Below are 10418 nucleotides of genomic sequence, written 5' to 3'. Positions count from 1 at the left end.
GAGTGCGTGACGTTGAACATCACCATCCTGCCATGACCGCCCCGCTCAGGCGATTTGCAGAACCTTCACCACACTACTCGGCCGGGAGGGTCGGCACCAGGATCTGCTCCACATAAGCCGCAAACCACGGGCCGGTCATGGGTCCATCCAGCACCATAGGTGCGGTGAAGCCGCTCAGACGCAGACCTGCCACAAAGGTGGTGGTCTTCCAGTGTCCATGCGGAATGCCGACCCGCAGGCGCTGCCCGCGGGCGCAGCGTCCGTACAGGCGTGCCATCTTGGTGGACGCGCCCGTCTCGTCGATGAACAAGAGGTGTTCCGGGTGAGATCAAGCTGCCCGTCAAACCAAGCTTCCCGCGCCGCTCTGACGTTGGGCCGGTCCTGCTCGGCCGCGTGGGCGGTTTTTTGACCGTGATGGCTCGTGCCTTGAAGAAGCGCCAGAGTGTGCCAATGCCAGCCGAGACACTGCGCTCGTCCTTCAATCTCGCCTGCATCTCCTGGAGGCTGATGTGCGAGGATGCGTTGATCATCTCCAGGAGAAAGGCCGCGTGGGCATCGAGCTTGGAGCCCTTTGGCTGGCCCTGCCGGCGTTCTGTCACTTCACCGCCCTGGCGAGCTCGTCGCACCCACAGGATGGCGGTTGAGACCCCAACCCCATAGTGGGCGGCTGCCCGTCTGACTGAAAGACCATTCAGGGGGCGTTGGTGCAGGGATCGTGAGTTTTGCGGATTATGGTCTTTGATGCCATCGTTTATGAGGTGGTTCCAATGCGACAGACGGATTTCGGGCGTGCGCATGCCAGCATGCGATTGAGGACAGTGCAGCCGATGGCGACCTCTGTCTGCTGGGCGCCGAACGACCGCGCCCTCAACCGTCTCCCGTTGATGGCCTTGTATCGGCCGATCGCGGTCTCAACCAGAGACCGCTTGCCGTAGCCGGTCGCGGCTTGCCACTTCATCCAGCCATCGGTGTGGATTGCCGCAAAATGCCTGTCTCGCGAGCTGGCAGGCTTGGTGTCCGGCCTTTCCACCGCGTTGGCGCGCGGCGGAATGATGACCGCCGCATCGGCGCTGTGCTTGGTGACGGCGTCGTAGGTCGGTTTGCCGTCATAGGCGCCGTCGGCGGTGAACTGGCCGATTGGCAACTCGATCTGGTCGAGCAACGGCTCCACTTGCGAGGCGTCGCCGGTGTCCTGATCGGTCATGACATGGGCTACGATCTCGCCGCTGTCGGCGTCCAGCGCCAGATGCAGCTTTCGCCATCCCCTCCGCGACCTTGCGCCCTGCTTTTCTTCCAGCCACTGGCCGGCGCCATAGACTTGGAGCCCGGTGCTGTCGATGAGGACGTGAACAGGCCCTTCTCCTAGAATCCGGCGACCCAGCCGTCCTTCAGGTGATTGCCAGGTCCGTGCTCGCCGGCTGAGGGTGGTGTGATCAGGCACGGCGAGATCCAATCCCATCAACTCAAGCACTGATAGGAGCAAGCCCTCCGTCTGGCGCAGCCGTAGGCCAAACACCAAGCCAACGGTCAGGACCGTTTCGATCGCCAGATCGGAATAGCGCGGCTGCCCGCCATGCGTCGTCCGCTTCGCCGCTTGCCAAGACGACAGCGCCTCCGCGGTCATCCACAGCGTCAGGCTGCCACGCCGGCGAAGACCTGCTTCATATTCCGTCCAGTTCGCCACCTTGAACTTCATGTTGTCCATACGATGGCAGCGGGCAGCATTGTGTTTGAAAGGCATGGCGGCGACCAACGGACTATTTCGATGACCGCTCGACTACACAGGCACCGCTAACGATTCATGCACCAACGCCCTTCAGGATCAGAGTCATGCATTTGGCCATGATCCTGGCGATTTCGGGCGCAGCCGCTGGGCGTGGGGAGCACGGCGCTCCCACAACCCCCGGGCGGCCTTGGCGGCAAAGGGTAGGGCGGCCAAAGCCACAAGCGCCAGCAGGATGCGCCAGTTCAGGAGATCGCTGGCGCGTTCAATCGAAGCAAACTGGCTTCCCGCGTTCACATAGATGATGGTGGCCGGCAGCATCCCGAGCATGCTCACCCATGCGAAGGTCCAGGCTTGCATGCGGGTTAGGCCCATGCCGAGATTGATCAGGAAGAACGGAATAATAGGCAGGAGCCTGAGGCCGAACAGATACCGCGCCCCATTGCGCTCAACACCCTGGTTCAGTTTGTTCATGGTCGAGCCGAGCCGGGTCTCGGTGAAGTTGCGCAACAGATACCTTGCAACCAACATCGCCAGCGTCGCGCCAAGAACACTGGCTGTTGAGACGAGCACAGTCCCTTGCACGAGTCCGAAGAGGCTCCCGCCGATCAGTGTCAGGGCCACTGCTCCGGGAATGGAGAGAGCCGTCACACCAACGTAGATGCCAAAGAACGCCAAAGCACCGGTGAGGGGATGCTCGGCAATCCATCCCTGCCATGTATCGCGGTAGCCGCTAAGGGTCTGCCAGTCGAGAAGGCGGTGGCCGCCCGCCGCCAGAAAAGCAATGGCGCCGCCGATCAACAGGACCGCCACCGCAGCTTTCAGGGTCGTTCGCTTCCGTTCGGGTGGTTGTGCCATGTTCCCTGCCGCGTTTGTGCTAATGAGCGGCCTGATGGACGGTCAGTCCCAACTCGGGATGCTGCTTCGGCCGGATCCGACCTTTGGCCCAAATCCACCAGGCATGTCTAAACCTATTCGCTGGCACAGCCAGGGTGGTTACAGCCATCGGGTCGGGCTTCAACACCTTGTGATCACTGCGTTAGGCAGAACACAAGCAGTTGATCGATGTAACCAACTGGGCCTGGTAAGCGAATTGACTGTCAGATACCAACAGCCTCCGGCGCCGGGGGCCGCAAAAGGTCGACTGTGCCATACCTGCTGACCCTGCGCCCGCTCGCTTGTCGAAGCCTTCAGTCTACGCGAAAGGATGATCCATGTTTCAATTCACCTCTGCTCTCGCTGGAATGGGGCTCATGCTCACGGTGCTCTATCCCGCCGCTGCGGAGGAGACGCGAAGCTGGGACGAGATCTCCGTCGCTGCCCGCGGCCAGACGGTTTATTTCAATGCTTGGGCTGGCGACCCGCAGACGAACGCCTTCATCGCCTGGGTCGGCGACCTGGCGTCCAAGCGCCATGGCGTAACCGTCGAGCACGCGAAGCTCAAGGACACGGCCGAGGCGGTGACGCGGGTCGTGGCCGAAAAGGCGGCAGGCCGGAACAGCGGCGGAAGCGTCGACCTAATCTGGGTCAATGGCCCAAACTTCCTATCCATGAAGAACCAGGGACTTCTGTTCGGCCCCTTTGCGGAAAAGCTGCCGAACTGGCGCTATGTCGACACCGAGAAGAAGCCGTCCAACCTGGTGGATTTCACGGTGCCCGTAGAGGGCAATGCGGTGCCCTGGCGGATGGCGCAGGTCGTCTTTCTTTACGACGAGGCGCATACGCCGCCCTCAACAATACCAAAGTCGGTGCCTGCGCTTCTCGGATGGGCCAAGGCCAATCCCGGCCGCCTCACCCATCCGACCGTGCGGGATTTTCTAGGCGCAACCTTCCTCAAGCAGGCACTCTACGAGCTTACACCAGATCACGGGGTGCTTCAGTCCCCTGCGACCGACGATAATTTTACCAAGGCTACGGCTCCTCTCTGGACATGGTATGACGCCCTCCGGCCGCACCTCTGGCGGGCAGGGCGCGAGTTCCCCGCAACCGGCACGGCCCAGATCCAATTGCTGAATGACGGCGAGATCTCGCTCGCAATCTCGTTCAACCCTGCCGATGCCGCAGTCTCAATCAAGAAAGGAACCCTGCCCGAGAGCGCCCGGGTCTATGTGCTGGACAAGGGAACGATCGGAAACACCAGCTTTGTGGCCATCCCCTACAATGCGGCCAACAAGGAAGCCGCAATGGTCGTTGCCAACCTGCTGCTTGAGCCAGAGGTTCAGGCTCAGGCGCAGGATCCGAAGTGGATCGGCAGCTTTACGGTTCTGGACTTCGAGAAGCTCTCCCCCGAACAGCGCAAGCTGTTCGACCGCCCGGCCGATGCCGTTGGCCTGCCCACCAACGCTGAACTGGGAACATCCCTGCCGGAGCCACATCCGAGCTGGATGATACGGATCGTCGACGAGTGGGAACGGCGCTACTCGAACTAAGGCCGGGATGATGCTTTTGCGGCTTGCGCCAGCCTTGACATTGCTCGTCCTCGGGGCGCCGATCGTTCTCGGCTTGGCCTGGACCCTCCTGCCCGCCTTCGGATACTTTCCGGCCATTGGCGGAACGGGGCTTACGTTGGAGCCTTGGAGAGTGCTGTTCGCCTCACCCGGCTTCAACCGGGCCCTGCTGCTGACGCTCACGACCGGGATCGGAACCGCGGTGCTGGCCTTGCTGGCAGCCACCAGCTTCTGCGCCATGACGGCCCATCACCCCTCCGTGCTTCGCCTTCGGTCCGCTCTCCCGCCACTCCTGGCCAGCCCGCCGAGCGCCATGGCTTTGGGGTTTGCCTTTGTCATCATGCCAAGCGGCTGGCTTGTCCGGCTGGTCTCACCCTGGGCCACCGGGCTCGACCGCCCGCCCATTGGCCTCGTCACAGTCCAGGACCCGTTGGGTCTCAGCCTCATCGGTGGCCTCCTCCTCAAGGAGGTTCCCTATCTGGTTCTTGTGATCTTCGCCGCCTCTGGGCAGGTGCCGGTCGAGCGCACATTGGCCGCCGCCCGGGCTCTTGGCCAGCGTCCAGCGACGGCTTGGCTCAAAGCCGTGTTTCCACAGGTCTATCCACAGATCCGGCTGCCGGTGTTTGCGGTTCTGGCGTTCTCCCTATCCGTAGTCGATGTCGCGCTGATCCTGGCGCCGGGCAATCCTCCGCCCCTGGCGGTACTCGCAACGCGCTGGTTCTCCAACTACGACCTCAGCCTCTATTACCCCGCCGCCGCTGCGGCGAGCCTGCAGCTGGTGCTTGTCATCTTCGGGGTCATTGCGTGGCTGGCCATGGAACGTACAGCCACCGTTCTTGGGCACCGCTGGATCGAGCGCGGCGGCCGGTCCCGGATCGCTCAAGGGTTCACCGTGATCGCGGGCTCCACGACCATCGCCCTCGGGGCCCTTGGTATCGTGGCGCTTGGCAGCATGGCGCTCTGGTCCGTGGCAGGCGCATGGCGCTTCCCCGATGCTCTTCCGGAGACCTGGCAACTCTCGATGTGGCGAACGCAGGCCAATCCGATTGGGGGCGCTGCGGAGGCAACTGCGGTCATCGGGCTCGCCTCCGTAGCCGTTGCGGCGGTTCTCACCCTTGCTTGTCTTGAGAACGAACAGCGGCACGGGATTCGCCCGGGCTTGACTGCTCTCTGGCTGCTCTATCTGCCGCTTCTGGTGCCGCAGATTGCGTTTCTTTTCGGCGTTCAGGTGGCGCTAATCCGCCTGGGGCTTGATGGCACCCTGTTCGCGGTGGCGTGGGCACATCTTGTCTTCGTGCTACCCTATGTTTTCCTAACGCTTGCAGATCCGTTCCGGACTCTCGACCCGCGTTATGCCGTCAGCGCGGCCGCCTTGGGAGCCGGCAAGTGGCGCGTGTTCTTTGCTGTGAAGCTGCCTCTGCTTACCCGTCCGTTTCTGGTAGCCTGCGCGGTCGGGTTCGCGGTCAGCGTCGGGCAATACCTTCCGACACTCTTCGCCGGAGCCGGACGGATCGCGACCCTGACAACCGAGGCCGTGACCCTGTCCAGCGGCGGCGACCGCCGTATTCTCGGGATCTATGCGGTCCTGCAAACGGCCCTTCCCCTCCTCGGCTATGGCCTTGCCCTTTGGCTGCCGCGGCTGCTGTTCCGACGGTTCAGAGGACTCGCATGACGGGTGCGTTTCCTCGCCGGTGCCATGGACTTGTGCTGGATGGCCTTTCCATCACGGTCAAAGGACACTCTCGCGCTTTAATCGAGGGGCTCAGCTTGTCCGTTACTCCTGGCCAGATTGTTACAATCATGGGCCCGAGTGGATCGGGCAAATCGACCCTGCTGTCGTATGTTGCGGGATTTCTGGACCGGAATGCTTTCGTCGCCAATGGTGCGGTGATGGTAGGAGGTGAGCGGATCGAGGAACGCCCTGCTGAGGAGCGTCACGTGGGCATTCTGTTCCAGGACCCGGTGCTGTTCCCACACCTCTCTGTTGCCAGCAATCTCCTGTTCGGTCTCCCGCGCGTTAAATGGAGGGATCGACACAAGCGCCGGTCCATAGTGTCAGACGCACTAGCGAGCGCAGGGCTTGCCGGATTTGAGGAGCGGGATCCAGCCACTCTCTCGGGCGGGCAGAAGGCGCGCGTCACACTTCTGCGCACTCTCTTGTCTCAGCCTCAGGCCCTTTTGCTCGACGAGCCGTTCGGCAAGCTCGACGCCGCTCTGCGGGAGGATTTCCGTTCCTTCGTTTTTGCCCATGTGCGCGAGTGTCAACTGGCCGCGCTGCTTGTAACACACGATCCAGCGGACGCAGAGGCTGCCGGCCAAATCGTCATTCGACTGGATGATGACCCAACCCGCTTATCAAAACTGTGAGGACAAATGGGGAAGAGCTTTCGTCAGGCGCTCCCCCGAACATGAGCAGCTCACGACGTTGAAGCCTGCTTGGCAGATCCAGCTTTGGCCGAGCAATTGGTTAGAGGGGGCAGAGTGTCAAACCCATCAACCGCGGATCTTTGTGTGATCGGAGCCGGTTCCGCAAGTCTTTCGGTTGCGGCCGCGGGAGCTCTCGTCAGCCGTAAGGTGGTGCTGATCGAGCAAGGTGCCATGGGGGCGAGTGCCTCAACACTGGGTGCGTTCCCTCTGAGGTTCTTCTGGCGGGGTCAAGACGGTTCACGGTGCCGGTGAAGCCCGATCTTTTGGTTTGGAGGTCAGCTCCAGTGTCGACTTCGGCCATGTCCAGGATCATGATCGAGGTGAAGTCGACGCCATCGCTCCTCATGAATCAGTCGAGCAGTTTGAGGGGATAGGCGTCGAGCTCGCCCGTGAGGCGGCGCGCTTTGCCGCTGCCCGGCCCGTGCGGGCCGGGCAGCGGCAATTCCAGCCTCATCGCGGCGGGATCGCTACCAGCTCTGGGGTTGTCATACCAGCCATGGATGGTCTGGCAGCCGTGCGGAAGCAAGCTCCTTTAGTATGCTGCAGATTAGAGAGGAGCCCGCGCATGAGGATCCCCGACACGATTCCAAGGCTCCGGTCAAGCCTGGAGCTGTTACATGTCCACTCGGAAATGAACGTCGGTCTGGAGGTCAGCTAAAGCGTTGCAGGAGCCTAACGATTTTGCGAGTGGTGGGGCCGAAGAGCGTTGGCGCGTAGTACGCGCTGGCCGCACCCTTTGAGATCTCGCTCAGTGTAGGATATGGGGCGATGACGCGTGCCATAGCACCGATCCCAAGCCCTTGGCTGATGGCGAGCACCCAGGGGAGGATGAGTTCGCCTGCACCGCGCCCAACGACCGTCGCACCCAGCACTTTGCTGCGTCGGCCAACTACGATCTTAACGAAACCCTCAGTCTCTCGTTCGGCCCGAGCACGGTCATTCTCGGCCAAGTTGAAGCCAGCCAACCTAACGCTATGGCCTTGCTCCTCGGCCATGGCAGCCGTGAGGCCGACATGGGCGAGTTCCGGATCAGTGTAGGTCACCCAGGGGAAAGCGCGGGTGTCCACCTTTGCAGGCCAATGGAACAGCGCGTTGCGGATCACGATACCAGCTTGGTAGGCTGCCATGTGCGTGAACTGATACTCGCCTGTGACGTCTCCAATCGCGAAGACGCGCCGGTTGCTGGTGCGCAGGCGCGCGTCGACGGTGATGCCCTTTTGCGAATGCGCGATGCCAGCCGCATCAAGGCCGAGGCCATCCACATCAGCGCGCCTCCCCACAGCGACGAGGAGATGTGAGCCGGCGATCTCGGCCGGTGCACCGTTGATCTCGGCCGTAACGACCACGCCGTTGCCACGCCGGCTGGCATGGACGACCTTGGCTCCCTCGCAGATCGTCACGCCCTCGGCCATCAGGCGCCGGCGTACCACAGCTACAGCGTCAGGGTCGTCCTTTGGCAGGATGCACCCACGTTGAAGAATAGTGACGGAGGCGCCAAGGCGGCGGTGCGCCTGAGCCATCTCAACACCGATCGGGCCGCCGCCGATCACGATTAGGTGCTCCGGGCGTGAGTCGAGGTCGAAGACAGTCTCATTGGTCAGGGCAGACGAGTCGCCCAAGCCAGGGATAGGCGGCATAAAGGGCGAAGATCCAGTAGCCACGACGAAGCGGCGGGCGCGTACCCGCGCCGTCCCGGCCTTGATCTCATTCGGGCCAGCAAAGTGCGCAGAAGCCCGCAGCACTGTCACACCCAGCCCCTCGAAGCGTTCGGCGCTGTCATGCGGTGCAATTCCTGCGATCACGTCGCGCACGTGACCGCGCACGCGGAGGAAGTCAACGTCAGGCTCGTGGCCGTTGATGCCGAAGCGGCCGCTCCTTCGCATAGCATCAGCGGCGTGCGCGGCAGCAATGAGCGCTTTTGAGGGCACGCAGCCGGTGTTGAGGCAGTCTCCGCCCATCCGATTCCGCTCGATGAGCACGACACGCGCGCCCATCTGCGCTGCGCCGGCCGCCACAGACAAGCCGCCAGAGCCTGCCCCGATTACGCACAGATCAGCTTCAAGGACGTGCGACATGGGGCTGCCTCCTTGGTAGGGTTGGTCGGACCCATGCTGGCCATCCCCTCTGGATTACGACGGCTCACGAGCTTCTCATTGGAGTATTCGCGGGGCAAGATGGGATCGTTACACTTCTCATTGACAATGGGGCCGCGGGACGGCTGGGCACTGCCCTCGCGGCAAAGAACAAGACAAAAAGCCATCTACAAACCGATCGAACAAAGGCAGGCCTTATGCTGCCGTAAGGGCGCTCTGCCAAGCTTCGTTCTCTTGACGCTCCAAGCCGTGAAGCTTCCTCAGTCCTAGCAGCCCGCCTGAAGAGCGCTGGTTGGGTTACGTGCCACCAAATCGCGGTCTCCTTAGTGTTCATAGCGAATTGTGTTGAACTCTGTGTAACGAAAGCGTGATGGCCAACGAAGGAGGTTTTAACAACTCGTCATGGACAACGAAGCCGAGTGGTCAAGCTGGATGCGCGCAGCCAATGCGGGCGACGAGGCCGCTTATGCGCGCCTCCTTGCCAGTCTCACGCCGATGCTGCGGGGGCTTGCTCGCCGAAGCTTGGCTAAGACACGCCATGAGTTTGACTTCGAGGACGTCGTGCAGGAGACTTTGTTGGCGATCCACCTCAAACGGCATACCTGGGACGAGACCCGGCCGTTCGGGCCCTGGGTCCGAGCCATCATTCGGCACAAGCTCGTCGATGCGGCGCGCCGCCGCGGGTTCCGCATTGAGGTGCCGGTCAACGACTTCACAGATGCACTCGCCGTTGCCACGCCCGATCCTGAACGCTCGGTTGGCGGCGTTGAACGCTACTTGGATGAACTCCCTGCCCGGCAGAAGGACGTCGTCCGTGCCTTGACGCTCGACGGCGCAACAGTGCGGGATACCGCTTCACGGCTGCGGACGAGCGAGGGCAACGTCCGCGTTGCGCTGCACCGAGGGCTGGCCGCCCTTGCAGCCAGGATCAGGAGATTTGAGACATGAGGACAGAGGATCTCATCCGAGCCTTGGCGCACGACAGCGCATCAAGGTCTGAGTCAGTGGCTCGGCGCCTCGTGACTCGCGCGCTCGTGGGGGTGCTCGCTGCTTTATGCGTGTTTGCCTTGTTCCTTACGCCGCGGCCCGATCTCAGCGTCGTCATCGTGACCCCACGCGTGGCGTTCAAGTTTCTCATCACACTCGCTCTCGTTGGGGCAGCCGGAGCACTCACCCTCCGGGCAATGCGCCCAGAGGCTCGGTCAAGCTTATGGTCAGTCCTCATCCCTGTCTTGGCTCTTCTCGCCGTTGGCGTAGCAGCCGAACTGATAAGTTCGCCCCCTGCGGCCTGGCGGCCATTGCTGATCGGTTCGAATGCACTGGCCTGCCTTGCGCTCGTCCCATTGCTCTCGCTCCTACCACTCGGCAGTATTCTGGCGGCCTTGCGCTACGGGGCACCGTCACAGCCGCGGTTTGCTGGCACCATTGCAGGCCTCCTGGCAGGAGGGATTGGCTCTGCGCTTTATGCGTTGCACTGCCCCGACGACTCACCGCTGTTCGTCGCAGCATGGTACGGATTGTCCATTACGGTCATCAGTGTGCTTGGGGCGGCGCTCGGCGCCAGATGGCTCCGGTGGTAAACGGAGGGCACAAGCGTGCGCTTTACATCCTTCTCTCAGCAGCCCGCACCTTTCGTCTATTGATCGGGCGTTAAAGCGAATTGCGGGCTGGTTTGAAGCTAAAGCAATGGGTTGAGCGTTGGAGAGGTGTTGGTGCAGGAGGCCTACT

Annotated in this window: 9 protein-coding genes and 1 pseudogene; 5 read left to right on the top strand and 5 right to left on the bottom strand. The window is 62.2% G+C overall.

Features of this window, described 5'->3' with window-relative positions:
* Positions 1-85: 85 nt before the first annotated feature.
* The 3 genes and pseudogenes from JKG68_RS28815 to JKG68_RS28805 form a co-directional block, all read right to left on the bottom strand.
* Positions 86-408 (bottom strand): annotated as a pseudogene (locus JKG68_RS28815) (transposase); the annotation flags it as partial.
* Positions 409-751: 343 nt separating this feature from the next.
* The gene (locus JKG68_RS28810; RefSeq protein WP_202065485.1) at positions 752-1741 is read right to left on the bottom strand and encodes an IS5 family transposase; all 990 of its coding nucleotides are present in this window, start codon (positions 1739-1741) and stop codon (positions 752-754) included.
* Positions 1742-1828: 87 nt separating this feature from the next.
* Positions 1829-2581, bottom strand: a complete 753-nt coding sequence (locus tag JKG68_RS28805; protein WP_202065482.1) for a TVP38/TMEM64 family protein — start codon at positions 2579-2581, stop codon at positions 1829-1831.
* A 356-nt stretch (positions 2582-2937) separates the two neighbouring features.
* Between JKG68_RS28805 and JKG68_RS28800 the strand changes: the two genes are divergently transcribed.
* From JKG68_RS28800 to JKG68_RS28790, 3 genes are read left to right on the top strand one after another with little or no spacing between them, the layout of a single operon-like run.
* Entirely contained in the window at positions 2938-4152 is a 1215-nt protein-coding gene (locus tag JKG68_RS28800; RefSeq protein ID WP_202065480.1) for an ABC transporter substrate-binding protein, read from the top strand.
* Positions 4153-4186: 34 nt separating this feature from the next.
* Positions 4187-5842, top strand: coding sequence for an ABC transporter permease (locus JKG68_RS28795; protein WP_246516005.1), 1656 nt, complete (start codon positions 4187-4189; stop codon positions 5840-5842).
* Positions 5839-6537 carry an ATP-binding cassette domain-containing protein gene (locus JKG68_RS28790; protein WP_202065478.1) on the top strand — a complete coding sequence of 233 codons (699 nt, stop codon included), beginning with the start codon at positions 5839-5841 and terminating at the stop codon, positions 6535-6537. Before JKG68_RS28795 ends, JKG68_RS28790 begins: the two co-directional genes overlap by 4 nt.
* A 409-nt stretch (positions 6538-6946) precedes the next feature.
* Here the strand turns inward: JKG68_RS28790 and JKG68_RS28785 are convergent, their stop codons facing one another.
* A complete protein-coding gene (locus JKG68_RS28785; RefSeq protein WP_202065476.1) occupies positions 6947-7123 on the bottom strand; it encodes a hypothetical protein in 177 nt (58 codons plus the stop codon).
* Positions 7124-7247: 124 nt separating this feature from the next.
* The gene (locus tag JKG68_RS28780; RefSeq protein WP_202065474.1) at positions 7248-8672 is read right to left on the bottom strand and encodes a dihydrolipoyl dehydrogenase family protein; all 1425 of its coding nucleotides are present in this window, start codon (positions 8670-8672) and stop codon (positions 7248-7250) included.
* Between the two features lie 420 nt (positions 8673-9092).
* Between JKG68_RS28780 and JKG68_RS28775 the strand changes: the two genes are divergently transcribed.
* Both JKG68_RS28775 and JKG68_RS28770 read left to right on the top strand, forming a co-directional pair.
* Positions 9093-9638 (top strand): sigma-70 family RNA polymerase sigma factor, encoded by a 546-nt coding sequence (locus JKG68_RS28775; RefSeq protein WP_202065472.1) that lies wholly within the window; start codon positions 9093-9095, stop codon positions 9636-9638.
* Positions 9635-10270, top strand: coding sequence for an NrsF family protein (locus tag JKG68_RS28770; protein WP_202065470.1), 636 nt, complete (start codon positions 9635-9637; stop codon positions 10268-10270). The genes JKG68_RS28775 and JKG68_RS28770 overlap by 4 nt, the downstream gene beginning before the upstream one ends.
* Positions 10271-10418 lie beyond the last annotated feature (148 nt).

Origin of the sequence: Microvirga aerilata, from assembly GCF_016743775.1 — a bacterium.
GTDB classification, from domain to species: Bacteria; Pseudomonadota; Alphaproteobacteria; order Rhizobiales; family Beijerinckiaceae; genus Microvirga; species Microvirga aerilata.
Note: the sequence above shows the minus strand (reverse complement) of the source record. Positions and strands in the feature narration are given on the sequence as shown.

What these genes read in the sequence shown, in the direction of transcription:
- JKG68_RS28810 (WP_202065485.1), bottom strand. Translation starts at nt 1,741, where the DNA reads ATGCCTTTCAAACACAATGCTGCCCGCTGCCATCGTATGGACAACATG.
- JKG68_RS28805 (WP_202065482.1), bottom strand. Translation starts at nt 2,581, where the DNA reads ATGGCACAACCACCCGAACGGAAGCGAACGACCCTGAAAGCTGCGGTG.
- JKG68_RS28800 (WP_202065480.1), top strand. Translation starts at nt 2,938, where the DNA reads ATGTTTCAATTCACCTCTGCTCTCGCTGGAATGGGGCTCATGCTCACG.
- JKG68_RS28790 (WP_202065478.1), top strand. Translation starts at nt 5,839, where the DNA reads ATGACGGGTGCGTTTCCTCGCCGGTGCCATGGACTTGTGCTGGATGGC.
- JKG68_RS28780 (WP_202065474.1), bottom strand. Translation starts at nt 8,672, where the DNA reads ATGTCGCACGTCCTTGAAGCTGATCTGTGCGTAATCGGGGCAGGCTCT.
- JKG68_RS28775 (WP_202065472.1), top strand. Translation starts at nt 9,093, where the DNA reads ATGGACAACGAAGCCGAGTGGTCAAGCTGGATGCGCGCAGCCAATGCG.
- JKG68_RS28770 (WP_202065470.1), top strand. Translation starts at nt 9,635, where the DNA reads ATGAGGACAGAGGATCTCATCCGAGCCTTGGCGCACGACAGCGCATCA.